This window comes from Paenibacillus endophyticus (assembly GCF_014192395.1).
Classification (GTDB): Bacteria; Bacillota; Bacilli; order Paenibacillales; family Paenibacillaceae; genus Pristimantibacillus; species Pristimantibacillus endophyticus.
Map to the genome: position 1 here is coordinate 54,758 of NZ_JACHXW010000031.1, position 26,711 is coordinate 81,468.

General features: G+C 48.1%; 24 protein-coding genes, 2 tRNA genes, 1 rRNA gene and 1 pseudogene. 10 read left to right on the forward strand and 18 right to left on the reverse strand.

Going from position 1 to position 26,711, the window contains the following annotated elements:
• Window positions 1–71 precede the first annotated feature (71 nt).
• The 3 genes from FHS16_RS32350 to FHS16_RS29880 all read right to left on the reverse strand — a co-directional run bounded on the left by FHS16_RS32350 (window position 72) and on the right by FHS16_RS29880 (window position 5,451).
• Window positions 72–3,740, reverse strand: a complete 3,669-nt coding sequence (locus FHS16_RS32350) for a BclA C-terminal domain-containing protein (protein ID WP_376769719.1) — start codon at window positions 3,738–3,740, stop codon at window positions 72–74.
• 153 nt (window positions 3,741–3,893) lie between these two features.
• Entirely contained in the window at window positions 3,894–4,067 is a 174-nt protein-coding gene (locus FHS16_RS29875) for a hypothetical protein (protein ID WP_183571140.1), read from the reverse strand.
• Between the two features lie 232 nt (window positions 4,068–4,299).
• Complete coding sequence (locus FHS16_RS29880; RefSeq protein ID WP_183571142.1) at window positions 4,300–5,451, reverse strand: HD domain-containing phosphohydrolase; 1,152 nt, start codon at window positions 5,449–5,451, stop codon at window positions 4,300–4,302.
• A gap of 179 nt (window positions 5,452–5,630) precedes the next feature.
• Between FHS16_RS29880 and FHS16_RS29885 the strand changes: the two genes are divergently transcribed.
• The 5 genes and pseudogenes from FHS16_RS29885 (at window position 5,631) to FHS16_RS29905 (ending at window position 8,654) form a co-directional block, all read left to right on the forward strand.
• Window positions 5,631–5,707, forward strand: a tRNA-Arg gene (locus FHS16_RS29885).
• A 143-nt stretch (window positions 5,708–5,850) separates the two neighbouring features.
• Window positions 5,851–6,270 carry a YhjD family protein gene (locus tag FHS16_RS29890; RefSeq protein WP_183571144.1) on the forward strand — a complete coding sequence of 140 codons (420 nt, stop codon included), beginning with the start codon at window positions 5,851–5,853 and terminating at the stop codon, window positions 6,268–6,270.
• A 425-nt stretch (window positions 6,271–6,695) separates the two neighbouring features.
• A pseudogene (locus FHS16_RS29895) lies at window positions 6,696–7,256 on the forward strand (TerD family protein); the annotation flags it as partial.
• 54 nt (window positions 7,257–7,310) lie between these two features.
• Window positions 7,311–8,126 carry an AIM24 family protein gene (locus tag FHS16_RS29900; RefSeq protein WP_183571148.1) on the forward strand — a complete coding sequence of 272 codons (816 nt, stop codon included), beginning with the start codon at window positions 7,311–7,313 and terminating at the stop codon, window positions 8,124–8,126.
• A 195-nt stretch (window positions 8,127–8,321) separates the two neighbouring features.
• Window positions 8,322–8,654 carry a hypothetical protein gene (locus FHS16_RS29905; RefSeq protein WP_183571150.1) on the forward strand — a complete coding sequence of 111 codons (333 nt, stop codon included), beginning with the start codon at window positions 8,322–8,324 and terminating at the stop codon, window positions 8,652–8,654.
• Between the two features lie 75 nt (window positions 8,655–8,729).
• Here FHS16_RS29905 and FHS16_RS29910 read toward each other — a convergent pair whose 3' ends face one another.
• Complete coding sequence (locus FHS16_RS29910) at window positions 8,730–10,088, reverse strand: FtsW/RodA/SpoVE family cell cycle protein (RefSeq protein ID WP_183571152.1); 1,359 nt, start codon at window positions 10,086–10,088, stop codon at window positions 8,730–8,732.
• Window positions 10,085–10,417, reverse strand: a complete 333-nt coding sequence (locus tag FHS16_RS29915) for a PadR family transcriptional regulator (protein WP_183571153.1) — start codon at window positions 10,415–10,417, stop codon at window positions 10,085–10,087. Before FHS16_RS29915 ends, FHS16_RS29910 begins: the two co-directional genes overlap by 4 nt.
• A 199-nt stretch (window positions 10,418–10,616) precedes the next feature.
• On the opposite strand from FHS16_RS29915, the gene FHS16_RS29920 reads away from it, so the two are divergent.
• Window positions 10,617–10,973, forward strand: a complete 357-nt coding sequence (locus FHS16_RS29920; protein ID WP_183571155.1) for a DUF4870 domain-containing protein — start codon at window positions 10,617–10,619, stop codon at window positions 10,971–10,973.
• Between the two features lie 139 nt (window positions 10,974–11,112).
• Here FHS16_RS29920 and FHS16_RS29925 read toward each other — a convergent pair whose 3' ends face one another.
• Entirely contained in the window at window positions 11,113–11,958 is an 846-nt protein-coding gene (locus FHS16_RS29925; RefSeq protein ID WP_183571157.1) for a MurR/RpiR family transcriptional regulator, read from the reverse strand.
• Window positions 11,959–12,193: 235 nt separating this feature from the next.
• Here FHS16_RS29925 and FHS16_RS29930 point away from each other — a divergent pair, with 235 nt between their 5' ends.
• Genes FHS16_RS29930 through FHS16_RS29945 form a run of 4 tightly spaced genes read left to right on the forward strand, consistent with a single transcriptional unit; the run spans window position 12,194 to window position 16,512 of the window.
• Window positions 12,194–13,075 (forward strand): DUF8171 family membrane protein, encoded by an 882-nt coding sequence (locus FHS16_RS29930; protein ID WP_183571159.1) that lies wholly within the window; start codon window positions 12,194–12,196, stop codon window positions 13,073–13,075.
• A complete protein-coding gene (locus FHS16_RS29935; RefSeq protein WP_221226514.1) occupies window positions 13,072–14,910 on the forward strand; it encodes an ABC transporter ATP-binding protein in 1,839 nt (612 codons plus the stop codon). The genes FHS16_RS29930 and FHS16_RS29935 overlap by 4 nt, the downstream gene beginning before the upstream one ends.
• Window positions 14,897–15,733, forward strand: a complete 837-nt coding sequence (locus FHS16_RS29940) for an energy-coupling factor transporter transmembrane component T family protein (RefSeq protein ID WP_246432047.1) — start codon at window positions 14,897–14,899, stop codon at window positions 15,731–15,733. The genes FHS16_RS29935 and FHS16_RS29940 overlap by 14 nt, the downstream gene beginning before the upstream one ends.
• Window positions 15,734–15,753: 20 nt before the next feature.
• Window positions 15,754–16,512, forward strand: coding sequence for a PHP-associated domain-containing protein (locus FHS16_RS29945; protein WP_246432048.1), 759 nt, complete (start codon window positions 15,754–15,756; stop codon window positions 16,510–16,512).
• Between the two features lie 360 nt (window positions 16,513–16,872).
• On the opposite strand, the gene FHS16_RS29950 is transcribed toward FHS16_RS29945, so the two are convergent.
• The 12 genes from FHS16_RS29950 to rrf form a co-directional block, all read right to left on the reverse strand.
• Window positions 16,873–17,931 carry a hypothetical protein gene (locus FHS16_RS29950; protein ID WP_183571161.1) on the reverse strand — a complete coding sequence of 353 codons (1,059 nt, stop codon included), beginning with the start codon at window positions 17,929–17,931 and terminating at the stop codon, window positions 16,873–16,875.
• A gap of 145 nt (window positions 17,932–18,076) precedes the next feature.
• On the reverse strand, window positions 18,077–18,226 hold the full coding sequence (locus FHS16_RS29955; protein ID WP_183571162.1) for a small acid-soluble spore protein P: 150 nt from the start codon (window positions 18,224–18,226) through the stop codon (window positions 18,077–18,079).
• A gap of 48 nt (window positions 18,227–18,274) precedes the next feature.
• Entirely contained in the window at window positions 18,275–18,451 is a 177-nt protein-coding gene (locus FHS16_RS29960) for a hypothetical protein (protein ID WP_183571164.1), read from the reverse strand.
• Between the two features lie 15 nt (window positions 18,452–18,466).
• Window positions 18,467–18,814: a hypothetical protein gene (locus tag FHS16_RS29965; protein WP_183571166.1), complete on the reverse strand. Its 348-nt coding sequence runs from the start codon at window positions 18,812–18,814 to the stop codon at window positions 18,467–18,469.
• Between the two features lie 126 nt (window positions 18,815–18,940).
• Window positions 18,941–19,029 (reverse strand) — tRNA-Ser (locus tag FHS16_RS29970).
• An 83-nt stretch (window positions 19,030–19,112) separates the two neighbouring features.
• Window positions 19,113–20,399: a serine--tRNA ligase gene (serS, locus tag FHS16_RS29975; RefSeq protein ID WP_183571168.1), complete on the reverse strand. Its 1,287-nt coding sequence runs from the start codon at window positions 20,397–20,399 to the stop codon at window positions 19,113–19,115.
• A gap of 52 nt (window positions 20,400–20,451) precedes the next feature.
• Complete coding sequence (gene pdxT, locus FHS16_RS29980) at window positions 20,452–21,036, reverse strand: pyridoxal 5'-phosphate synthase glutaminase subunit PdxT (RefSeq protein ID WP_183571170.1); 585 nt, start codon at window positions 21,034–21,036, stop codon at window positions 20,452–20,454.
• Between the two features lie 78 nt (window positions 21,037–21,114).
• On the reverse strand, window positions 21,115–21,996 hold the full coding sequence (gene pdxS, locus FHS16_RS29985) for a pyridoxal 5'-phosphate synthase lyase subunit PdxS (protein ID WP_054025851.1): 882 nt from the start codon (window positions 21,994–21,996) through the stop codon (window positions 21,115–21,117).
• Between the two features lie 128 nt (window positions 21,997–22,124).
• Window positions 22,125–23,414 (reverse strand): D-alanyl-D-alanine carboxypeptidase family protein, encoded by a 1,290-nt coding sequence (locus FHS16_RS29990; protein WP_183571191.1) that lies wholly within the window; start codon window positions 23,412–23,414, stop codon window positions 22,125–22,127.
• Window positions 23,415–23,598: 184 nt separating this feature from the next.
• Window positions 23,599–25,056: an IMP dehydrogenase gene (gene guaB / locus FHS16_RS29995; protein WP_183571172.1), complete on the reverse strand. Its 1,458-nt coding sequence runs from the start codon at window positions 25,054–25,056 to the stop codon at window positions 23,599–23,601.
• Window positions 25,057–25,201: 145 nt separating this feature from the next.
• Complete coding sequence (locus FHS16_RS30000; RefSeq protein ID WP_312891124.1) at window positions 25,202–26,395, reverse strand: GNAT family N-acetyltransferase; 1,194 nt, start codon at window positions 26,393–26,395, stop codon at window positions 25,202–25,204.
• An 88-nt stretch (window positions 26,396–26,483) separates the two neighbouring features.
• Window positions 26,484–26,600: ribosomal RNA gene (gene rrf / locus FHS16_RS30005) — 5S ribosomal RNA — on the reverse strand.
• Between the last annotated feature and the right edge of the window lie 111 nt (window positions 26,601–26,711).

Here is a 26,711-nt window from a genome sequence, read left to right on the forward strand (position 1 = left end):
ACCACACTCCCACGAGTTGATTGCATTGATCCATCATATTCTCGTGCTGCCATCCTGTTACTATTAGGCCATTAGCCTAAGCGAATGATTGTCAATGCTGCGCCTGCGCTTCCAGCAAGCAGTGTTGCGGCACCGAGCAAGCCAAACATTTGAAGCGTAATCGTGCTGCCTGCGGCTAAAGTTACAACAACATCGTTATTGAAATTCGATAAGGTCAGAACTGGCGAGATTGTGGATGCTGTATTCGCTGCACTGTTGATAAGAAGTCTCGTGCTGAGAAGCAATGCGGCAGTCGTGTTAATTTGGTAGCTTATAAAATATCTGCCCGCATTGGCAACCGTGAAGGTATCATTGGCTCCATTGACGGTAATACCCGTACCCAAGTTTTGTGCACTTGGGAGTGCTACGTTTGTTCCTCCAAGAACGACTGCGATAATGGCTCCCGTCGTATTCGCAGCAAACCCTGACTGCTCCGTAGGCGAAGTACCTGTCGCACCTGTTGCACCCGTGCCGCCAGTGGCTCCTGTTGCTCCCGTAGCTCCAGTCGCGCCCGTTACTCCTGTTCCTGTCGCACCTGTAACCCCAGTCGCTCCTGTTGCACCCGTTGCTCCAGTCGCGCCCGTTGCTCCCGTAGCTCCTGTCGAACCTGTAACTCCAGTTTCACCAGTTGTTCCTGCTCCTGTCGCTCCAGTAACCCCAGTCGCCCCAGTTTCTCCTGATCCTGTTGCACCCGTAGCCCCAGTCGCACCAGTTTCTCCTGCTCCTGTCGCTCCCGTAGCCCCAGTCGCACCAGTTTCTCCTGCTCCTGTCGCTCCCGTAGCCCCAGTCGCACCAGTTTCTCCTGCTCCTGTCGCACCTGTAACCCCAGTCGCACCAGTTTCTCCTGCTCCTGTTGCTCCAGTAACCCCAGTCGCACCAGTTTCTCCTGCTCCTGTCGCTCCTGTAACCCCAGTCGCACCGGTTTCACCTACTCCTGTCGCACCTGTAACCCCAGTCGCACCAGTTTCTCCTGCTCCTGTTGCACCCGTAGCCCCAGTCGCACCAGTTTCTCCTGCTCCTGTCGCACCTGTAACCCCAGTCGCACCAGTTTCTCCTGCTCCTGTTGCACCCGTAGCTCCAGTCGCACCCGTAGCTCCAGTCGCACCGGTTTCTCCTGCTCCTGTCGCTCCAGTAACCCCAGTCGCTCCCTGTTCTCCCGTTGCTCCTGTTGCACCCGTTTCTCCTGCTCCTGTTGCTCCAGTAACCCCAGTCGCACCAGTTTCTCCTGCTCCTGTCGCTCCTGTAGCTCCAGTCGCACCAGTTTCTCCTGCTCCTGTTGCACCCGTAGCTCCTGTCGCACCAGTTTCTCCTGCTCCTGTCGCACCCGTAGCTCCAGTCGCACCGGTTTCTCCTGCTCCTGTCGCTCCAGTAACCCCAGTCGCTCCCGGTTCTCCCGTTGCTCCTGTCGCTCCCGTAGCTCCAGTCACGCCGGTTTCTCCTGCTCCTGTCGCTCCAGTAACCCCAGTCGCACCAGTTTCTCCTGCTCCTGTTGCACCTGTAACCCCAGTCGCACCAGTTTCTCCTGCTCCTGTCGCACCCGTAGCTCCAGTCGCACCGGTTTCTCCTGCTCCTGTTGCTCCAGTAACCCCAGTCGCACCAGTTTCTCCTGCTCCTGTTGCACCCGTAGCTCCAGTCGCACCAGTTTCTCCTGCTCCTGTCGCACCCGTAGCTCCAGTCACGCCGGTTTCTCCTGCTCCTGTCGCACCCGTAGCTCCAGTCGCACCAGTTTCTCCTGCTCCCGTAGCACCCGTAGCTCCAGTCACGCCAGTTTCTCCTGCTCCTGTCGCACCCGTAACTCCAGTCGCACCAGTTTCTCCTGCTCCTGTCGCACCCGTAGCTCCAGTCGCGCCAGTTTCTCCTGCTCCCGTAGCACCCGTAGCTCCAGTCACGCCGGTTTCTCCTGCTCCTGTTGCACCTGTAACCCCAGTCGCGCCTGTTACTCCTGCTCCTGTCGCTCCAGTAACCCCAGTCGCACCAGTTTCTCCTGCTCCTGTTGCACCCGTAGCTCCAGTCGCTCCAGTTTCTCCTGCTCCTGTCGCACCCGTAGCTCCAGTCGCTCCCGTTTCTCCTGCCCCTGTCGCACCTGTAACCCCAGTTGCACCCGTTACTCCTGATCCTGTTGCACCTGTTGCTCCTGCTGCTGCAATAAGCGAGTAATCAAGAGAAATGCCTGGCGTACCTACTGGCGACGGCGTGTTTACTACATACGTGCTGCCATTAAACGTTACAACCTGACCTACCTGATAACCAGGTGCCGCAAGCGGATCGTAAGCAACGATACCGTCTAAGCCTGCACCTGTTGCACCAGTTGATCCCGTTGCTCCCGTTGCACCAGCTCCTGTCGCACCAGTCGTTCCCGTTGCACCGGCTCCTGCCAAAAGGGTGTAATCAAGTGAAGAACCAGGCGTACCCACAGGTGAAGGAGTATTCACGACATACGTGCTGCCACTAAATGTAACGACTTGGCCTACCTGATAACTAGGTGCTGCGAGCGGATCGTAAGGAACTACACCATCAAGTCCAGCACCAGTGGCACCCGTTTCGCCTGTTGGTCCAGGCAATCCGGTAGCACCGGTTACACCAGCTCCCGTTGCCCCAGTCGTTCCCGTTGCCCCTGCTCCTGCCAAAAGGGTGTAATCAAGTGAAATGCCAGGAATTCCTACCGGAGAAGGTGTATTTACCATATACGTGCTTCCATTAAGTGTGACGACTTGACCTACCTGATAACTAGGTGCTGCGAGCGGATCGTAAGGAACTACACCATCGAGCCCAGCACCAGTAGCACCCGTTTCCCCCGTAGGGCCTGGCGATCCGGTTGCCCCGGTTACACCTGCACCCGTGGCGCCTGTTGTACCTGCTGTACCTGCAGCTGCAAGCAGCGTATAGTCAAGCGAGCTGCCCGGCGTTCCTACTGGAGAAGGCGTATTCACCACGTACGTGCTTCCGTTAAATGTGACGACTTGACCTGTCTGATACCCAGGTGCTGCAAGCGGATCGTAAGAAACTACACCATCGAGCCCAGCTCCGGCAGCACCTGTCTCTCCCGTAGGGCCAGGCGATCCGGTAGCCCCGGTTGCACCCATGGCACCTGCTGCTGCAAGCATTGTATAGCTAGGCGAGGTATTTGGATCACCGAAAGGTGGAACGCTATTCACAATATATGTGCTGCCATTAAACGTAACCACTTGACCCAATTGGTAGCCTGGCTCCGCCAATGGATCGAACACGACTACACCATCTAAGCCAGCCCCGGTTGCTCCCGTTGGTCCTGAGGCTCCAGCAGATCCTGCTCCCGTTGGGCCAGTGGTCCCTGTTGCACCGGTAGTGCCTCTCGCTGCAAGCAGCGTATAACTAGACGAAATATCCGGGTCTCCGAAAGGAGGCACACTATTCACAACATACGTGCTGCCATTAAACGTAACCACTTGACCCAATTGGTAGCCTGGCTCTGCAATCGGATCAAAGACTACAATACCATTAAGTCCTGTTCCCGTAGCTCCTCTTTGGCCTGCAGCTCCTTGAGCCCCCGCAGGTCCAGCTGCACCTGCAGTCCCTTGCGCACCAGCCTCGCCCGCATATCCTCTATAACCTCTATAGCCTCTAGGACCTCGTTTCGCTTTATGACATGGCTTTGGTTTCGGCTTCGGTTTGGGCTTTTGATGTGGATGAGGACCATTCAGACAACCCAATGCTCGATTCAAAATATGAATCGAATCCTTTACGTCCTTTTGAGCGCTTTTGAGTTTATTTTTGCGTGTAAGCCTTTTTGCTTTCCTCAGCTCAATAATTGCTAAATTTAATTTTCGCAGACAGCCCGCCCGAAAATTCGCCACTCCTGCACACCCCCATTGTTGTTATCCCTTGCGCATCTTTTTTCCTTTTTTATAAACGATATAGCCGCATGAAGCGACTGCATCGTGAATCTGCTGCTTGGCATGCCTTAAGTGTTTTGTCTTGATTAGAGCCCTCGCTGATTGCAGCTTCTGGATCGCTTCATTTAACCTTTGAGCTTGAACCTTCTTGTTCATAGACGGTTACTCTCCTCCCTGCCATGCTCTAAAAAATCCGAAAAAATAGTAGAAATTTACAATAGCTAAATCAGTCTATGTCCAAAACCGATTATGAACACGGTGAATACCCATAAGCGCAACTAAAGTACAAGCAAATCCGAATGATCGCCAAACAAACTGGAGGTGCAATACGATTTCATCACACAAAAAAAAGGCCTCAAGACTTGCTTCTTGAGGCCTTGCTTGATCATTATTCTGTTTCTAACAAATCCTTGTAGAGTACCTTAACATCGAGAATAGAAGGCAGCTGCTCCAGAAAAACATCCACCACTCTCGGGTCGAAATGTCTTCCCCGCTCCTCCTTGACCAAAGCTAGAATCCGCTCCATTGACCACGCTTCTTTATATACCCTGGAGCTGCCCAGCGCATCGAACACATCTGCCAAGGCCGTGATTCTTCCATAGATGTGAATACTCTCGCCCGCAAGACCTTGCGGATACCCTGTCCCATCCCATTTCTCATGATGCTGCCATGCAACGATCGCAGCGGCTTGAAGAAGCTGCCTCTTTGACTTTCGCAGCAATCGATAGCCGATAGTCGCATGCTCTTTCATTTGTTCATATTCCTCAGCGGTAAGCTTCCCTGGCTTTTGCAATATCGCATCCGGAATTGCCACTTTGCCGATATCGTGCATAGGCGACGCGCTTCGCAGCATATCAGCCTCAGACTCGCTCATTCCAAGGCCAATGGCCAAGATATAAGAATACTGCGCGACCCGCTTTACGTGGTTTCCCGTTTCCTTGGAGCGCCCTTCGCCAATGTGGCCCATCGCAAGTATAATTTCTTTTTGCGTTTCTATAATCTCTGCATGCAGCATCGTAGATTCAAGCGATTTTCCGGAATATGCTGCCGCAAGCGACAAATATTCCATATCCATCGCCGAGAATGACTGCTTCTCGGTTAGCTTGTTAATAGCTTGATATGCACCTATGACCTCGCCCTGGTTATTGCGAAAGGGAATCGTCATAATGGACCTTGTCCGATAGCCTGTCTGTTTATCATGATCAGGATTATGTCTAGGGTCTTCATAGGCATCATCAATGAATATAGGCTGGCCGGTACTGATTGCATTCCCCACCAAGCCGCTTCCGTATGGGATTCTAATCTCACCCGCATCAAGCGCTACCACTGTAAAAAGCTCATTACGTGCAGCATCAATGAGCCACACTGTACACCGGTCAGCAACGACCATTTCCCGTCCCAAATTGGCCATTAAGACGAGAACAGTCTCTAATTTTTTTTCGTTCGCTATTTTAGCGGTATATTCAAAGATGATCTTAAGCATTTGTTCCGGCGAAAGATCCAATTTATAAGCGTCAGGTTCAATTTGATTTTCTTCCATGAGAGGGATTCCTCCAGCTTTTCGTGCTCTTATCCTTACAATTATTCGCCTTTCCACTCTCTAATCCTGCTATTCAAGTAGGTTTTAAGAATTATTTCGACAATAATTGCATACTCTTTAAAACAAGGGTCTTCACCTTGCTTCCTGAAAAGCATGCATGCTATAATTAATTTTGCTGCGCGTCCGTAGCTCATCCGGATAGAGCAAACGTTTCCTAAACGTTAGGTGGGAGGTTCGAGCCCTCTCGGGCGCGCCATTTCTTTTATATGCGATCGATATCCATGTATCCTACAATCTTCTGCAATTATATTGCGGAAGATTTTTTTGTTTCATTAATTACGGCAAGCTGTTGACTCAGGAACACTTGTTCCCCTATAATGTGCATGAGGTGATTTACGAATGGCCATGCCGTTATTGAACGTAAACAATTTAAACCATTTCAATCCGCCTGCCGCAGAGGAGATGGGACTCATACAACGCTCTATTCTTCTTCCGCTGGCACTTGCAGCTGTTGAACGGAATCGGCTCGATTTGGATCGGCGAGGCCGCTCCTTGCGTACTATTTTCGCCAAAGCTGCAGACCTTATTATCGTACAGATGAGAACAGACCTAAAGGAAAACACAAAGATGTTGGTTTCCAGGGGCATTGCCGTCTGTGTGAATAGCGGTACGAGTGATAAGCTGAGCTATCGCTATAACTGCCGCGGTTTTGAAGAACAAATCGACTTTACAAGTACATACATACGCAATGAAATTAACATAATGATCTCCACCTATAATGCAGATATTTTCTCCAAGAATATCCGTCCTACTCCGTAGTTAAATGAAACGAGAATCGTTCATCTTCGAAGCCTCGCCGTTCCGGCGAGCCTTTTTTCTTGATTTCGCTCCTATATCCGGCGCTATAATCTTCTATAACAATCTGATATACTACAAATAGTTTCATATCCTTCTACAAAAGAGGCAATTTTCACCAAGTCCTGAAAATGAGGGTTTTCATTTAAATTTGAATGGAGGAGGCAATTCATATGGGTATTGAATTTAATTCAGGAAGACCATCGAATGTACTTGGAGGCCAAGGTGGCATTCAACAAGGCGGTATTCAGCAAGGCGGTATTCAGCAAGGCGGTATTCAGCAAGGCGGCATCCAGGGTGGAATTCAAGGAGGCATTCAAGGCGGACCTGCAAACAATCCTTTTGGCGCAGCTCCCGTTCCTCAGGCCAGTCCTGGCGGAGGACTTGTACTCACCAAGGGACAGAAGCTTGATCTCACAAAAAGCAATGCCGGACTTGATTTTCTGAAAGTTGGTCTGGGCTGGGATACCAATCATCTGCAAGGTCAAAGCTACGATTTGGACGCTGAAGTGTTTCTGCTTGGGCAAACCAATACCGTTCCTACATCGAGCCATATCGTTTTCTACAATAATTTAGTCAGCCCTGATGGCTCAACCAGATACAAGGGAGATAACCGCGACGGTCAAGGAAGCGGCGATGATGAAACAGTAGAAATTCAGCTGTCGAGAGTATCCTTGGATATTCAGAAAATCGTTTTTACGGTAACGATTGATGAGGCTATTCGCAAAAACCAAAACTTTGGACAAGTATCCAATGCCTATATACGTATTGTAAACCAAGCTAACGGCGCTGAAATTTGTAGATTCGATCTCTCCGAGGACTATTCGACCTCTATTTCGATTCTTGCAGGGGAAGTCTATCGTCACGGAAACGAGTGGAAATTCAATGCAGTCGGAACTGGCTTAACACTCGATCTAGCCGGCATTTGCGCTCACTACGGTGCAATGTAACGATTTCTTTGTCAACTTACAATCATTCATTAATTATTCGGAGGTATCACCTACATGCCGTTTCAATTTCAAGTCGAGCGCGAATTGTTCCTGAAAGCAGAAGGACAGGGCCAGTTCTTTGCCAAAAAAGGATCAATGGTAGCCGATCAGGCTTATAACAGCAAGTTTAAATATTCCAAGCGCTTGCTCGGTACGAACTCAGGCAACATTGTGGGTCAAGTCATTAATCATGGCATGCGTAAGGTAACGGGCGAAAACCTGGAAATCATGGAAGTTGAAGGCCAAGGTATTGTATATCTTGCTGATGATAATTCCCATGTTACCATTATTAATTTGGAGCAAGGCGGCGCTTGGCAAAGCGTTAGCGTCGAGAGTGAAGACCTGCTTGCTTTCACAGAGTCTTGCCATTATGGCGTGACTATTATCGGTTCAGGCATTATCTCTCAGCGCGGCTTGTTTACGTCCAAGCTATCCTACAATGGCCATGGCGCACAAGTTGCCATTAAGACAAAAGGCAATCCGCTTGTTCTACAAGGGCCTTGCCGCGTGGACCCGGATGCCATTGTGGCATGGACAGGGCCCTCTCCGAAAGTGAAACTCGACGTTAACTGGAAGACGCTAATCGGCCAAACGTCTGGCGAATCCTACATGTACGAATTTAATGATCCTAACCAAGTTGTCATCCTTCAACCTTACGAGCGCGAAAGCGGCGTTAAATTCGGAATGGATGACAAACGCTATACGCCACAAGAGCAGAGCAGCGCTTTCGGCAACACGTTTGGCGGGAGCCAAGGACATGGACATGGACAAGGGCATGTCCATGACAACAGCGGCGGACTCGGCGGAATTATCGGCAAGTTTCTGAAATAAAACGGATATCTGATTCGAATAGGCCCTGCCGGTCGGCAGGGCCTATTCGAATCATTACTGCTCAACGGAATAACCCGGCTTTAATCGCTGCAACCTAGCCTTATTGTCTGACGTACAAAGTACAAACCAAGTTCACGAAACGCTCCGTCCCCAAGGCCGCAGCTCACTGTAATCATCATTAAAGGAGGTATAGGTATGAAAGCCGCAGGCACCCTGCTACTTGTTACCGCAATTTTTGAGGGGATATTAGGCATTCCCTTACTCGGTGGCACGCTCGTTATGTTATCTGGCTATACGGTACTATTTGTAACGCTGGTTCTACACATCATTACGCTCGTTTTTTGCTCCCAGCATAATAAGCCGATTGTAGGAAGCATTCTAGGCATCGTAACATCCGTTCTTGCTTGGATTCCTGTTCTGGGAATGATTCTTCATTTGACGACAGCTGTCTTCCTCTTTTACGCAGCTTTCAAAAAGGATCATCTTCAACAGCATCCTCCGTATCCACCCGCACCAGGCAGCTTTTAATTAAAGGGGATATCCTTTCGTAGTGACGACTATGAAAGAATATCCCTTTTTGATTAAATATGAAAGGCTCAATCGTTACAACTGAGCTTTCTGATGTAAGCGGCTCACCATGTTTCTCCGCCGGTAAACACTCAGAATCATCCCCATCGCCATTAATTCGATTATGCCGTTCGTTCCCCCATATGAGATGAATGGCATTCCTATCGATAGCATAGGCAACAGACCGACAGACATGAATATGCTCCATACGAATTGAAAACCAATGACGGAGAATAAGCCGATAGTAAGCGCCTTTGCATAGGGATCTTTGAGCTTGCTTGCAACACTTGTTACTTTGCTGATCAGCAGTATGGCTAAAGCGACCATTCCTAAACCAAACACCCAGCCTAAACTATAAATCAAATAGGTAAAGATTGAATCGCTTTGCAAATAAGGAAGCGTATGATTCGGCGTGCCGAAGCCTTGCCCCCACATTCCAGCAGAGCGGATTGCCTCTAAGATGCTTACCCTTAAGTAATCAGTACCTCCCGGATCGTCCATTGTATAAAAGGAATCGGAAAAGTATCTATACGATATAAAAGATCTTAACTGATGGGAAATCAGTACGATGCTTATACCTGCAGCAGCAATTGCCGCTATACAAGCCAATGCCACTTTGTATGCTCTGGCTGCAAAGACTAGTAGTAGGATAAGCCCAACGTTATATATGGCAAAATCATGAAAGTCTGAACCCCGTACATAAAGCAGCATAGGAACCAGCGCATATAAAAGAACCATTTTGCAAAGGTAAATCAGGTTTTTCAGTAATCCTTGACTCTTCGCATCGCCACTCGTCAACAATCCAGCAATAGCAATCAAAAACAAATAGGGAGAGAAGGCATATACATCAATAGAAAACGATGAAAAGGCAAACCAACGCTTCGATCCATTCACCGATATCCCATACTGCGAAACAAGCAGCATGATCATCACCGTTGCGCAGTAAAGATGCCAAGAATATCTCCTTAGCTTCTGATAATTAGTAAAGCAGATAATCGAAAGCAGTAGAATACCAATTACCGTATAGAATGATTTATTGAACAGAAGAACCTCATATATCTCCTCACCGCTGTAAGCGAGCTGTACCGCATACATACCGATTAATCCGATACCGGCCAAAATAGCAACAATAGCAGCTAAGCTCCATTCCATGACCGGCTTGTGGGCCGCATGCAGCTGCCTGCCGATTTGTGACGCATCCCCCATCAGGGCTATCGCTTGGCTGACTGCTTCTTCCTCTTGGACTCCTTGGCTGCGCATATCCGCAATCCGCTCGTCCAAATGGCTGGACATTTCAAGCTCAATATCGGGGTGTACGTCCTTCGCCCCTACATGTTCGCATACTTTCGTTATGTAATTTCTAACCGCTTCCGGCTGGCTGTTTTTTGAATTCATGCTAGCCCCTCCCCAATTACGCGGTCAACCGTCGTGCGAAACAACGCCCATTCCTGCTTCTTCTCCTGAAGCTGTCCTCTTCCGCGCTCCGTAATCCGGTAATATTTGCGTTTGCGGCTTCCTTCCTCATTCCAATACGATTCGACAAGCTCATCGACCTCCAGCGTATGCAGAATCGGATATAACGTTCCTTCTTTGAAGGTAAAAACGCCGCTTGAGCTTTTTTCGATTTCTTTGGTCATCTCATAGCCATACATTTCCTTACGATCAAGCAGCGTCAAAATTAAAATGACCGTGCTGCCTTTCATTAACTCTTTATTGATTTTCATAACGTCCTCCGTTTAAGTATCGATTTTCTATGCATCGAATATCTATGTATGAGTATATAGCTGCCACCAACCGATTACAACTCCTATGATTCCTATTTTTTAAGAAACCTTTAAAATATTGCACATTATTCCATCCAACCGACGTATAAGTACATAAAGAAACTCATTCGATTTAACTACATTAGGAGGAAATCAGAAGATGAACCAGCCTTTTGGGCTTCACAAAGAAGAGAAAACGTACGGTATGCTGGCACATTTGCTCGCATTCAGCGGATTAATCATTCCATTCGGCAATATTATCGGCCCGCTCGTGATCTGGCTTTTGAAAAAAGACCAATCCAGCTACGTTGACATGCACGGCAAGGAATCACTCAATTTCCAAATCAGCAATATGATCTACACCTTTATATCCGGGCTGCTTATATTCGTTGTCATCGGTTTTATTACGACACCGCTATTATTCGTATTCTGGCTCGTATTCACCATTATTGGCTCTATTCGCGCTTCCGAGGGCAACGGCTATCGCTATCCCTTAACAATTCGCTTCTTCAAATAATCAAGCGTAAACGGCTGTCGCCGTCCTCTGTGGCAAAAGCAGTCGTTTCGCGGAGATATATAAGCACATTTATATGTGAAAACATATAAATTCTTATCTATAAATATAAACGCCGGAGCAGACAGCTCCGGCGTCTTTTTTATTTGGGCAGCTGAGAAGCATATTTCTTGCGCAGCGCATGCAACCGGTCCAGCCGCTCAAACGCCGTCTCCCCTAACCGCTTGGTCACAGCTACCGCTATCGCATCTATAAGCGCAACCGGGGCAGCCATCGAATGAAATCCCTCTAGCTCGCCCCGATCCACCTGCAATACAAGATCGCTCTGCTCCAGCATATCGGATACGAGGAGATCTGTAATGAGCAGCGTAGTATAGCCTGCCACAGCAGCATGCTCAAGCAGTACCGTAAGCTCCGGAGCTCGCCTGACAAACCCGAACATGACCACAACATCCCGCTGCCCGGCATGAACAAGCGATTCGAGCAGCTCGCTACCGCTCCCGGCCATCCCCTCTACTTCTACGCCTACCCGGTTTAACCGGAATCGTAGAAGCTCGATCAAGCTAATCGAAGCTCCCGTGCCAAAAACATATACCTTCCGAGCGGCCTGAATCACGTCAACCGCCTTGTAGAAAGAGTCCCGCTCTACCCGCTCCGAAGTAACCTTGATATTGGCTGATGCCATATCCAGCATCTCCTGAACGACATCTGCTTCCTCATGCACCATCTTGTTTAATATTTTTTTCATCTTGTGAGCTGGCGTTGCGTGCTCGTTCTGCAGCAGATGTTTCTTGAAAGCCTTTAAATTCGCGAAGCCTATGGCCTGCCAGAAACGGGATACGGTCGCCGTACTCACATTTACCGCCGTTGCGATATCTTCTTCCGTACAATACGGAATTTGCTGAAGCGAGCCCATTACATAATTCGCAATCTTCTGCTGGCTTTTTGACATGCTGTCGAGATCCATCTCCAACTGGAAAACTGTCATACTATGCCATCTCCTATCTGTTGATGCTCTTTCATTTGTCTAATGGATTATAGCATTTGCTGCATTAAAATGATAATTATATTTCATTTATTATTTTATGTATTTTATTTTACACAATCCATACAATTCGTTGACCATCCGAAAACATTCGCCCCCTAATATTGTAAAAGAATTCATTCCGAAGCAAGTCTTCATCCTGAGACCCGCTTCATAAAACGATTTAGGAGGAATTACAATGGTTTCAGCGCCTAAGCGCCGTTACGAGTTGACGCAATCGCAAAAGCTTATGGTCTTTATCCTATCCATGTCTTTGTACGGTATTTCCAACATGTTCTCTGAGCTCATTCCCGAGCTTAAGCTTGGTCCGATTGAACTGAAAGTAGAGTACTTTGCTTTTATTCCCCTCACCTTATGCATCCTGTTTAATCCTCTATATGCGGCGCTCGGCGCTTCGTTCGGCGAGGTTATATTCGGAGAGCTGCTGCTTGGGCAATTCGGAGGACTCGGCGAGCTTGAGAAGTTTATCGAATTCACCATCGCCATGTACATTGCAGGGCTGCTTGTCAGCGATCCTCGGAATCGCAAGCAGCTGGCGCTGGCTTCCTTCGTTGCGGTCGGCATTGACCAAATGCTCGGCGCGATCGTTGATATCGGCAAGGTCTGGTTTGGCATTGAAGATCTGGAAGCCGTACCTGGCATACCAGAGAGCATTCTGCTTATTGAAGGAGTTGGCTTCCTCAATGCGATGCTCATTACAGGCATTTTCTTCTCCTTGCTGCCTACATTGTTTCTTGTTCCCCGCCTATATGGCAAAATAGAACCGCTGCTCGGCATGAAGCCGCGTGACAGCCGAGTAGCCATCTCATTCGGTCAGCTTTTGACGCCGCGTCTTCTCATTACCGCTATCCTCTTTGTATTTGTTGGTGTCATTGCGGAGTTTTTAGCTGAATCAGACATTAACTTTGCCGTCTGGGAGCCTGAGTTTATTGAACAATACGGAAGCGGCTTCATCTGGGTTAGTGCTATCGCGGCACTTATTGTTCTTATTCTGACTCTGACCGCGGCGTTTCGTGCCAAAGCCAAGTCTGCCCGGGCGTCAGGAAACGTAAAGTTATGAGCGCCGGAAGCAAAGAAGCAAACGAGCAGAGACCGGAGGGGCTGACACCTATAATAGCCATGCAAGATGTGCAGTTCCAATATCCTGGAGCAGAAGGGACCGCACTTCGCAATATTAACCTTATTATCCAACCCGGTGAGTTTATCGCAATTGCAGGAACAAACGGCAGCGGCAAATCCACCTTATGCAAATGCCTTAATGGATTAATTCCTAACTACTACGTAGGCGATTTAAGCGGTTCTGTTCAGGTCGCAGGGCTAACCGCTGCTGAAGAAACGGTTTCCTCGCTGTCGCGCAAGGTTGCATACGTTTTTCAGGATTTCGAGAACCAGCTTGTACGTCCAACCGTTTATGACGAGGCTTGCTTCGCACCGCTTAATTACGGCTATGCCGATTACCGGGAACGCGGACAACGTGCGCTAGCCATGCTAGGCATTGATCATTTGAAGGAGCAGTGGATCTGGCAGCTTAGCGGCGGACAAAAGCATCTTACGGCTTTGGCTGGGGCATTGTCGCTTGATCCGGATATTATTATTGTTGATGAGCCTGTCGCCCAGCTCGATCCTTACCACGCCAAGCTTATTTACGAGAAGCTGAAGCTGCTGAATGAACAATTTGGCAAAACGATAATCGTCATCGAGCATCACACCGAGTTTATTGCCGATTACTGCCATAAGGTTATCCTTATGGATAGTGGAACAATACGCTGGGTCAAGCCCGTTCAGGCCGCGTTATCGGCTGTCGATGAGCTTGCTGCTCTGCATATTTTGCCCCCTCAGGTCACGCTTGCCGTGCGAGATGCAGAGACTGCTGCAGGTCAGGTGCATCTCCGAGACCGGCTATTCCCGATTACAATCGAGGACGCAGCCGCTTATTTCAGTGAAGCAAAGATACTATCTCAGACAAATAATGCCTTGGTCATCAACGAGCCCATTCGCAAGTCCGTTCGCGAGTCCGTTCCAGCATCTAATCCATTAGTCACCTTTACAAACGTTTCCTATGGCTACAAAACCATCACAAGAGAGAGATATCCTGTTATCCAGGATATGTCCATTCGTTTCTACGAGGGCGATCGCATCGCTCTAGTCGGAAATAACGGTGCGGGCAAATCGACGCTGCTGAAACTCATCTCGGGCATCCGCCGGCCTAGTGCAGGCCAGCTTGATGTTTGTGGCTACCTTACCAAACAGGCCTCGCCTGAGCAGCTCGCTGACTTCGTCGCTTATGTGTATCAGAATCCTGAGGAAATGTTCATAGAAGATTCGGTACGCAAGGATGTGGAATATTTCTTGAAATCCCGCAACAGCCCAGATTATAGCTCCTTTGTAGACGAGATTCTCCACCGCATGCGATTAACGGACCTGCAGGACCGCGACGGCAGGCTTCTCAGCGGAGGTCAGCAGCGCAGAGCAACATTAGCGATCGGCCTTGCTATGCGTCCAACCGTCATGCTCCTCGATGAGCCGACTGCGAGCTTGGATGCTTCAAGCCGGCGCGAGATGACCGATATGCTGGCTCAATTGGATGGCCAGGTCAAAACAACTGTCATTGCTACGCACGACATGCAGCTTGTTGCCGAGTGGGCTAACCGCGTTATCGTCATGCATAACGGAGCCGTAGCGCTTGATACCGATCAGCGCTCCCTGTTCAGCCACGTTGCCGTATTGGAGAAAACCGGACTGCTAGCGCCGCAGATTACTCAGCTTAGCCAGCGGCTGGGGATTGATCCGCCTTCCTTGTCGGTAGCTGAATTCATCGCATCGGTCGTCGGAGATCCCTCCTCTCCACATTACGTAAATAGAAGCAAGGAGAGTGCTGCAATTGGAAGCCATTAAGCAGAGCATGCTTGACAAGCTGAGCGTGGAGCAAATAAAAATCGAACTCATGCGTACTGCCTTTGGCAGGCAGTCTACCTTTCTATCCCGGTTTGACCCGCGTATGCTGCTCGTCTGGTATTCTTTTTTCGCGGTAGCTCCTTGGTTCATCCATAATAAAGTCGTTCTGCTGGGCTTGCTTGTTCCGATGCTTGTCCTTACGCTCTCATCGAAAGTAAGCCCGCTTGTGCTCATCATCATGGGGGTTGGCCTTGTCAGCGAGATCAGCTATATCTTGTTAGGCTCCTTGTTGTTCGGGGGAAGCTTAGAGGCTGTCTGGCCGCTCTTAACCTTAACGCTCAAAATATTGCTTATATCGCTCGCCAGCATTGCCGTCTTCTCCAGCATGGATCCCGAGAAGCTCAGTGATGCCCTGCTTAGCATAGGCATGCCAGGGCAGTTCAGCTTCGGCGTATCCTACGGCTATCGGATGCTGCCCATTCTTATCGAAGAGTATCATAATCTCATTCATTCCTTTCGTTTGAGGGGCAGAGCCCCTGCCAAAAAAGGCTTCCTTCGCGTGAACAGTCTGATCTACATGGCAAAAATCGGCGTGCGCGCGTTTTATCCCCTTCTGTTGAATACGGCTAAGCGGACGCGGACAACTGTTGAAGCACTAGAGGTTAGAGGCTTCACGTACGCATTGGTTAGCCCGGAAGCGAAGAAGCTTAAGCTCTCCCATATGCAGGTTCACGCGCTTGATTTCGTCTTTCTTGGCTGTTCCCTCATCTATGTGATCGCACTATTCAGTCTCGGGCACTATTTATCCTTTTCATTTAACTAACAGAATGGAGATTATGGCAGATGATGAACATTGATTTGCACACACACGGAAAGCTCTCGAAAAAAACGCAGTTTTCTCTCGATTATTTCCTTGCTATGGCTCGGGAAGCGAAAGAAAACGGATTGCACGCGGTAGCTCTTACCGAGCACTTTAATACGCTTCATTTTCTGGATATGCTGGATCAGCTAGACCATCATTTTGATTACAAGGATGATTATTATCTCGTTGAAGGCCTAAAGGTGTTCTCCGGCATGGAGGTGGACGTAGCGAACAAAGGCCATATATTAATCATTGGCAATCGTGTCCTGATTCGTGACTTGCGCAGACAGCTTGAACCGCACACCTTAAAGGACAATTTCATTCCCTTAGAGGAGCTGCTTGACCGAACCGATGATCAGCCGCTGCTGCGTATCGGCGCTCATCCCATGAGAGAGAGCACACCTCTTACTCATCACGCCGTCGAGACGCTGCAGCGACTCGATTGCCTTGATATGAATGCTAAGGACCTATTCCAGTATGGACTGGGCATGGCCCACGACGTCAGGCAATTCGCTGATGAGCTCGGATTGCGCGTGAGCGCTGGCAGCGACTCTCACCAGCCGCTGCAATTCGGCAGCGTCATTAACCGCTTCGATGCCCCCTGCAGCACGGCGGAGCAGCTGCGCAGCGAGCTTCTGAATGGCAAGGTCCAGATTGAAATATCCGCCTGCCTGAGCGTTAAAGTAAAAGCTGCTCAGATGATGAAGGAGCTGCTCAAAAAGTCAATGGTTGTCGCTTAATCCTTCCTCCTGATAAGAGGAAACGCCTGACGGCGTCCTTTCAATAGACGCCATCGTTTCGGCGAAACGTACAGAGAAAGGATGAACAAAATCATAACCTTTCCTATACTTCAAGCGTAAACGGCTTTTCCCGTCCTCTGGCGGCTAAGCTTACGTTTCGCGTAGAAATAGAGAGAAAGTTGGCGAAATGATATACTTTCCTATATTACAAGAAGAAACGGCTTCGCCGACCTCTGCAACAGGAGGGTATCCGTTTCGCATAGAAATAGAAGCATGCTTTGTCGCGTTGAACACATATCGTCTTATATACACAAAGAAGCAGCCTCCAAAGTAACTGAGGCTGCTTCTTTTCTCGTATTATTAAAGGCCTGTTGGCAGCTGGAACATTTGAGTCAGCTCATCCAGCGAGATCGCATCCGTCGGGATTTCATTCTCGAACCTAGGCGCTTTGTTGAAATCTGAATATACAACATCATAATGGATTCCAAGCTTCATGCTCTGCCCGCTTTCTTTATCCGATGCAGCAACACTTAATTTTCCTGCTTGGTAAGAGAGATAGCCATCAGAGATAGCAGCCGTTAGCTTGGCAGAATTAATTTTGACATCATTTTTAAGTGTATCTAAAATTTCGGTTTTGTTCGTTTCGAGGTCTGTTTTCAGCTTCTCGATATCAGCCTTCTCCAGCTGCAGCGATTTCAGCGAATCTTCATTCGCAAGCAGAAGGTCCAGCACCTCAGGCAGTACTTGGTTAACGATTGTGTCTACTGTTTTCGGATAGTTGCTCTCGTTAATTTCGAAGGTTATAACCTGATCCGCTTTCAGATCGGCAGGCAAACCTGCATCTGCAGCTTTAGGCTCGCTAAAGTATGTTTTCTCATCAAAATGCTTAAGAACCGCCTCTCCGAGCTCCTTGCCAAGCTTCTGCTGCGTAGTCAAGTCCAGCTCAGCCGCACCCTGTTGCTTAGCGAGCTCCTTCAGGTCTACTTTGATGAACTTGCCTGTAATGGTCTCAGGCAAAGGCAGCATCGGAATTTGCGGCACTTTGACATACAATATTTCTTCTGTCAGAATCATCGGAACCGTCAGCTTCATCTGCATATCGCCAGGAATGACGATTTCCATGTTCAAATCAGTACGCATAGGCTCCTTCTGATAAACCGCATTAACCGTGATGGAAGCATCCTTGATCATGCCTACGATCGCTGCGGTTGCAGCTGCATCTCCTTGAGCGGCCGCATCCTGCGGTACCTCAAGCTCATCTAAACCGAATGACATTTTTACTGCATATGAGTCCGCTTCTGTAATCTTCGTCATAGCCGCTTGCAACGCTTGCTTCGGTGGCTTGCCCGAGCTGCAGCCCGCAATTACGATCAAAATAACGGCAAGCAATAACACCGCCATTTTCTGAACTTTCTTCATGTAACAAGTTCCTCCCCTATCTTTTTATGAGCACCTCCATTCTATACTAAAAAACCTGATTTTAGAAGTTATATCCAAAAAATCCCGTTTCAGATAGCCGAAACGGGACGATTGATCTATTTACGCTAAGGACTATAGACTTGATTTAACCCTGCGGGTTAAGATGGTCAACATGGTTCCGTTGTTTTGTTTTTTTCGAACCGGATAATGGCTCTTGCTGTCCACCGCCACTTTGCTTTTGCTTCTTATGTTGAGGATTGCCTTCCGGAACCGGCACACTGTCTGGCTTTGACAAAAGAATCTCCTCCTTGATTATATTTCGTGTACAAGCAGCAGCTAGACACTAATCCTTCTGATGCTCCAAATCTGTTGGCTGATCATGATTCAATGCATCCTGATGCCTGCGGTCATTTTTATCCTGCTGCAGCTGCTGAGCATGATGGCTATTAACCGCCTCTATATCCAAAGCATCCACCACGTTTGATAAATTTTTATCCGCAGTTCCCTTTGCTTTTGTCATCGGCTGATCGCTCCTCTACACATGCGTCAAGCGCTGCAGCGCTTGAGCACATTCATGCAAATGTCTGGTATAGTCCTGAATGAGCTCTTGAATGATTTCACCGCGTTCATCCACGGATACTTTGTCCTTCTCTACGTCAACAAGCTCTACCCTTACCTCACGGCTGTCTACGTACGTCACTTTGAAATCGAAGGAGTACATTTGGTGACCTGCCGTGTCTATCGTTACACGAAGCGACTTAGAATCCGACTCATCAGGCAGAACCCTGCTCCGGTCAGCGCTGTTCAGCGTCTCCGGCAAGGTTTGCCGCCAAGCGTCCGCCAGGTTTTCCTGGTTCATTTGCAGCTCATCTGATTTACCCATTAATAAAGCACCTCCACACCGTATAACATGCGAAGAGCAGCTTTATTTTATACGAGAACAACATTAACAAAAAAAGCCCAAACGCTTTCGCGTCTGGGCTTGTTCAAATTCAACGTAAGAAAAATATGGAGGAGAGAGTGGGACTCGAACCCACGTGGGCTTGCACCCTAACAGTTTTCAAGACTGCCCCGTTATGACCGCTTCGGTACCTCTCCATGCATTCAATTGTCACAAGAAATATTGTACCACAGGTCAAAACATAGTTGCAACTATATTTTGACGCTGTGGCAAAAAAATTTTAAAGCTTTGCTGCTCCGATCGATTCGATCCCGCCCATATAAGGACGCAGTACTTCTGGAACCGTCACTGAGCCGTCTGCTTGCTGGAAGTTCTCGATGATAGCGGCGAACGTACGCCCAACCGCAAGTCCCGATCCGTTCAATGTATGAACAAATTCCGGTTTGCTCTTCGTGTCTCTGCGGAAACGGATACCAGCGCGGCGAGCCTGGAAATCCTCTACATTCGAGCAAGAGGAAATTTCGCGGTACGTACCTGCGCTTGGAAGCCAAACTTCAAGATCATAGGTTTTCGCTGCTGTGAAGCCCATATCGCCTGTACAAAGCGTCAGAACGCGGTAAGGGAGATTAAGCAGCTGCAGCACCTTCTCTGCGTTTGCTGTCATCTTTTCAAGCTCATCGTAGGAATCTTCAGGCTTTGTCAGCTTGATCAGCTCAACCTTATTGAATTGATGCTGTCTGATCAGGCCGCGCGTATCACGCCCCGCAGAACCTGCCTCTGAACGAAAGCATGAGCTGTATGCCACGTAATATTTGGGAAGCTCGTCCACTGTCAATATTTCTTCACGATGAAGGTTAGTAACGGGAACCTCAGCAGTTGGGATAAGAAAATATTCCGAATCCGAAATTTTGAATAGATCCTCTTCAAACTTCGGAAGCTGGCCAGTACCAATCAAGCTGTCGCGATTGACGATATAAGGGGGCAGTACCTCTTCATAGCCATGCTTGTCGCTGTGCAAGTCCATCATAAAGCTGATCAGAGCACGCTCTAGACGCGCGCCTAAGCCGCGGTAGAACGTAAACCGAGAGCCCGTAACCTTGGCAGCACGCTCAAAGTCCAAAATGCCCAGCGTCTGCGCAACTTCCCAATGAGGCTTCGGCTCAAAGTCAAAGCTAGGCACTTCACCATGCTTGCGGAGCTCTACATTGTCTTCCTCCGATTTGCCAACCGGAACGCTTTCACTAGGAATGTTCGGAATCGCTTGCGTAAGCTCCTCTACCTGTACTTCTAGCAAACGAAGCTCGTCATCCAGCTCCTTTATACGGTCGCCTACTTCTCTCATCTCAAGGATGAGAGCTTCAGCGTCCTCGCCCGATCTTTTGAGCTTGGCAACTTCTTGGGAAACCGTATTGCGACGGCTCTTCAGCGTCTCCGTTTCTTGAATGAGATCCCGGCGCTTCGTATCAAGCACTGGGAAATTCGCAATCAGATCAAGCGAAGCGCCGCGGTTGCGGAGCGCCGTCTCAACCTTTTCAAATTCATTTCTTAACAATTTAACGTCCAGCATGCTTCAAAAGCCCCTCTCTGAAGGGAGTGATTTTATATTATTTTCGCAAAGACTAAGCTTTTCCTGCAGCCGCTTCCTTTACCATATCCACGAAATAAGCATGCAGCCTGTAGTCGTCAGTCAGCTCGGGATGGTAAGATACAGCAAGCAAATGTCCCTGCCTTGCAGTGACGATCTCATCTCTATAAGTAGAGAGAACCTCTACGGAGGAGCCGACCTTTTTAATCAACGGCGCACGGATGAAGACAGCACGGACAGGCTCATCAATGCCTTTCACGTCCAAATCTGTCTCAAAGCTTTCCTGCTGCCTGCCAAAAGCGTTTCTGGCTACGGTCATGTCCATAAGCCGCAAATGTGCATCCTCTTGGCCTTCAATCTGATCAGCCAAAACGATAAGTCCCGCACAAGTTCCGAACAATGGCTTGCCTTGTGCAGAGAAATCAGCGATGGCTTCCATGAAGCCATAATTCCGCATCAGCTTGCCAATCGTCGTACTCTCACCGCCTGGTATAACAAGTCCGTCAAGCTCATCAAGCTGCTCAACCCGCTTAATGGCGACCGCCTCTGCGCCCGCCGATTCTAAGCTTCGTATATGCTCTGCAACTGCGCCTTGAAGCGCTAGTACGCCTATCTTCATCGTTCTATTTCGCCTTCCTTTACGGGCAAGGGCCGGCTGAGCGATATGCGCTAAGCCGGCACCTGCAAATTACATCTATTAGATACCGCGGTCTTGCATACGCTCTGAAGAGTTAAGCTTGGAAATTTCGATCCCCTTCATCGGAGCGCCCAGGTTTTTCGATACTTCAGCAATCAGCTTGTAATCTTGGTAGTGAGTCGTTGCTTCAACGATAGCGCGAGCAAATTTCTCTGGATTCTCGGATGTGAAAATACCTGAGCCAACAAATACGCCGTCTGCTCCAAGATGCATCATCAACGCCGCATCGGATGGTGTAGCTACTCCGCCTGCTGCGAAGTTAACCACGGGAAGCTTGCCCGTCTCATGAACGTTGAGTAGCAAATCATAAGCTACGCCAAGAAGCTTAGCTTCATGATAAAGCTCGTCCTTCGACAAACCTTGAATTTTACGAATTTGACCATTGATCAAGCGAAGGTGACGAACAGCTTCAACGATGTTGCCTGTTCCTGGTTCACCTTTCGTACGAAGCATTGCTGCTCCTTCTTGAATACGACGCAAAGCTTCTCCAAGATCCTTTGCTCCGCATACGAATGGAATTGTAAATTCATGCTTGCTGATGTGGAACACTTCATCTGCCGGCGTAAGCACTTCACTCTCATCGATATAGTCAACGCCCATGGACTCGAGCACTTTAGCTTCTACATAATGACCGATACGAGCCTTAGCCATAACCGGGATAGAAACGACTTTCATTACTTCTTCTACGATGGTCGGATCAGCCATACGAGCTACTCCGCCTGCTGCACGAATTTCAGAAGGAACGCGCTCAAGAGCCATTACCGCTGTTGCTCCTGCTGCTTCTGCTACCTTTGCTTGCTCGGCGCTCATAACGTCCATAATGACGCCGCCCTTTTGCATTTCTGCCATGCCGCGTTTAACGCGCGATGTACCTGTTTCCATGCTTCAAATCCTCCTATTTTCATCCAATAAATTGTATATTACCGCAGTTGTTCTAACCATTGATTTTACAGGAACCAAGATTAATCGACAAGCATTGATTTGCTTTATTTCCTTGTTTCTAACTCGGATTAGAACAAATTGACGATTCCGTTAAACAAACCGGCAAAGAAATCACCGATAGCGCGGAACATAAGGCGGAACCATCCTGCTTTCTGGCCATCCTCAGTCGTTATCAAATTAACGGTTCGCTTCAATTCCTGCTTCGTTTCCGCATCCGTATATTTGTAAGTTACCGTACCGACAACAGTCCCGGACGGAATAGGGGCTACTAGCTCAGACTCTGCCTTCAGGGTGCTGTCAATAACCTCAATCTTAGGGTCAGTGCCCTTTTTCACCATAAAGGTAATGTCTTTATCCGTCACAACGGGAAGAGTTTTCTTCTTGCCCTTCTTAATCTTAACCGTTTGTACCGTTTCTACCACGGATTTCGGAGGAAGCACCGTTTTTTTCTCAAAAGTGCTGAAACCATAATTGTACATCTTTGCCGTCTCATTAAATCGTGCAGACTTCGTAGCGGTATCCATAACCACACTTATAAAGCGCTGCTCGCCTTGCTTGACGGTACCTGTAAAATTGTAGCCAGCCGAGTTAATAAACCCGGTCTTCATGCCATCTACGCCTTCGTAGGCCAAATGCTTGAGTCCAGTTTGGTTCGTGTTAGTACCAAGCATCCAGTTGATATTAATTATCGGATCCTTATCACGTTCACGGAATTTGTATTCCTGCAGTTTGGAATACTCCAGAAATTCAGGGTGCTCGCTCAAAATAATTTGAGCCAGCTTGGCCATTTCAGCGGCGGAAATAACCGTTGTCTCCGATAAACCCGTTGCGCTTGTAAAAATAGCTGTTTTAAGACCTAGCTTATCAGCCATTTCATTCATTTTTACGACAAAGCCTTGCTCGCTGCCTGCAATTTGCGATGCTAATGCAATCGTTGCATCATTCGCAGAGCCAACAGCCATCGCTTTATATAAATCTCTAACCGTATGTTGATCGCCTTGTGCTAGAAATACCGATGAGCCATCCGGAGGAGTTGAAGCAGCTTCCGCGCTTGCCGTTACGACCTCATCCCAAGATAAATGCTCGTTCGAAATTTCCTCAAGTACGATATATTCCGTCATTAATTTGGTCATACTCGCCGCAGGAAGCGGTTCATCCGAATTTACCTCATACAATACTTGACCGGAATCCGCATCAATTAGAATAGCTGCTTTAACTTGTAAGCCTAAAGAATTTTCCGTACTGGGCCTTCCTTGATATCCATCTGCCATAACTACCGCAGAACCAAGCGACAGCATGACCATCCAACTCGCCAAACTTGCAGCGATGACCGACTTTAACCGTACCGGTCTTACCATTTCCTTCAACGTCGTCTCCCCTTTTCCCACTTGGTTTGTCCGTTGTTAATTGTAACATATCGAACCCTAACAATTAAACCTATTCAGGTCCTAAGAAGTATGAGTAATCCTTCATAAAAAAGGCAAGGAAATGCGATTCAATCGCTTTTCCTTGCCTTGTTTCAATTCTATGAAAAAGGTGTAGTTATAAAGAGTAGTTAGGCGCTTCTTTCGTAATTTGCACATCATGCGGATGGCTCTCACGAAGACCAGATCCTGTGATTCGAACAAATTGCGTATCGTTCTTAAGCTCGTCCAGCGATGCTGTACCGCAATAGCCCATGCCTGAACGCAATCCGCCAAGCAGCTGGTGAACCGTATCTGCCAGCGGTCCTTTGTAAGGAACACGGCCTTCGATGCCTTCCGGAACAAGCTTATTCTCGTTCTCCTGGAAGTAACGATCTTTACTGCCTTCCTTCATAGCGCCAAGGGAGCCCATACCGCGGTATACTTTGAAGCTGCGACCTTGGAAAATTTCCGTTTCGCCCGGGCTCTCAGCCGTTCCTGCAAACAAGCTGCCGACCATAATCGCGCTTGCGCCAGATGCAATAGCTTTCGTAATGTCGCCGGAATACTTAATGCCGCCGTCTGCAATAATCGGAATATTGTATTCGCGTGCAACCGATGCGCAATCGTAAATCGCCGTAATCTGTGGAACGCCGATACCAGCAATAATGCGTGTCGTACAAATCGAGCCAGGCCCGATTCCTACTTTAACGACTGATGCGCCAGCTTCGATTAGGTCGCGCGTAGCCTCACCCGTTGCAACGTTGCCTGCAATAATTGTAAGCTCAGGATAGGTAGCACGAATCTTGCGAACCGCGTCCAAAATATTGATGTGATGGCCATGGGCCGAATCTACGACAAGTACATCGATTCCCGATTGAACCAACGCTTCTGCACGATCCATTGTATCCTTCGAAATGCCAACCGCTGCTCCGCAAAGCAAGCGACCATGCTTATCCTTAGCCGCATTAGGGAACTGGATCGCTTTCTCAATATCTTTAATTGTTATAAGTCCTTTAAGCGTGTTCGACTCATCGATAAGCGGAAGCTTCTCAATCTTGTGCTTCTGAAGCAATACTTCTGCTTCTTGCAAGGTTGTACCAACAGGTGCAGTTACCAGATTGTCACGAGTCATAACCTCGTTTATTTTAATGGAATAATCATGAACAAAACGTAGATCACGGTTTGTCAAAATACCGACAAGCTTCTTGTCTTGATCAACAATCGGCACACCCGAAATACGATATTTACCCATTAGCTCTTCTGCGTCGTAAACATGATGATCAGGCGTAAGCGAAAAAGGATTAGTAATTACACCGCTCTCCGAACGTTTAACACGGTCTACTTCCTCCGCTTGCTGTGCAATCGACATATTCTTATGAATGATGCCAATGCCGCCCTCACGAGCTATTGCAATCGCCAAAGCGGCTTCTGTAACGGTGTCCATACTTGCGCTAATGAGCGGAATGTTTAGCTTAATGTTCTCGCTTAATCGAATCGAGATGTCAACTTCCCTAGGCAGCACTTCTGATTTGCGCGGAATAAGCAGGACGTCGTCAAACGTTAGCCCTTCTTTGGCGAATTTCGTTTCCCACACGAGTATGTTCCTCCCTTATTTTAAGTACGTCTCACATATATTATTAGCAATATTAGCAGAGGGGGTATAGGCTGTCAAGGCTGATGAATAGCTTTGTTGCCTTTACATTGTATGTGTTTGGAAAGAGCATTAACGGACCATTTCCTTAGAAAAAGTCAGGTAAATACGTAGTTCGTTCGGGAATTCGAGCTTGTAAGCGTTTAATAAGCTTATCGTCTCCGTCAATCCTCGCTAATTGGGCAAGCTTAGTCGGCCGCAGATACCCTAGCAGCATCGTTGTAAGTGCTCCAATATCCATTTTTATAGGGTTTTCAAGCGTTTCTTTCGCTTCTATTGGCATAAAGACTGCCTTACCCGAACCATCTATATTCAGTAAATATATACCGTTGTTCCATGATGCTTTATCATCTCGCAGTTGAATCGGGATCAAATCCTCTGTTGCTGACGCAATAAAGGCATATTGAGAGATAAATTGCTCTGCATCCACAATTCGTGCCATGAAGTAAGGAATAACTTCTTGCTTGATTCTCGGGTTTGCTAAAAGAAACGGAAGCTGATCGTCCGATGGAACAGTAATCTTCAGCTCATGAATCATTGAATCATGCTGTGATATAAACGACCATAACGCAGCTCTTGCAGGTTCATTTAGATAAATAAGCTCGTGCACGGTTAAGCGGCTATTCTTCACCTCATAAATGATATAGCCTTGCGCCTCAGATGATGCGTCATAATAAAGTGCGATTTGACCTGGCTTCCGTTTGCTGATCCGATATTTCCACCATAGATCGGAGCGCACTAATGAACCGTTATATTGGGATGCATATGCTTCATATAAGTGAGAGAGCAGTTTATAATCACCCTTAAACCTTTCAACATGTCCTTCAAACGGTAACCTTGCAGGCAGCTGTTCCTTTTGTATCGTGTAAGTTTTATTTTCCGTATATGTCTCCCAGCCAAACTTCCGATAAAATCCGAACATAAAAGGATGCAGGTAAGAAATAACTTGTCCTTTCTGCTTCATTTCATGCAGAGCTTGAACTAGTATTTGTGCAACTAATCCTTGTCTTCTGAACTCCGGCCAAGTCGCTACTCCTGCAAGTCCGCCCATCTTAAACACTTTGCCCCCGATATAGGTTTGAAGCTCCAGTACTGTTGCTTGAGCAGCGAACTGTTCATCTACACATGCAGCATATCTGGCTGCCGGTTCCTCTGCGAACTGTTTTTTCGTTTCCACAAGCTCCTCTGCGGATTTCTCGTATTGGAAAGCGAATTGTGATAATAACATACTTTCATCAAAATGCTCATTACCCAATGGTCCGATTACAACTTGCTTTGTCACTCCGTAACGCCTCCTTCATTCAGATATTATTATCATATCGTATATACAACAAAAAAACCTATCGCATCACATGCGATAGGTCTCTCGTGCTTGGCGACGTCCTACTCTCCCAAGACCCTGCGGTCTAAGTACCATTGGCGCTGGAGGGCTTAACGGTCGTGTTCGGTATGGGAACGCGTGGTTCCCCTCCGCCATCGCCACCAAACGTAGCGTGTTGCACGCTGAAAACTGGATACGAAAGATAAGGTTGCTGAACCTTTACTGCTGCTGTCTACCGGATGTATGGGTCCGAGTAAACGTGTTTAGGATAAGCCCT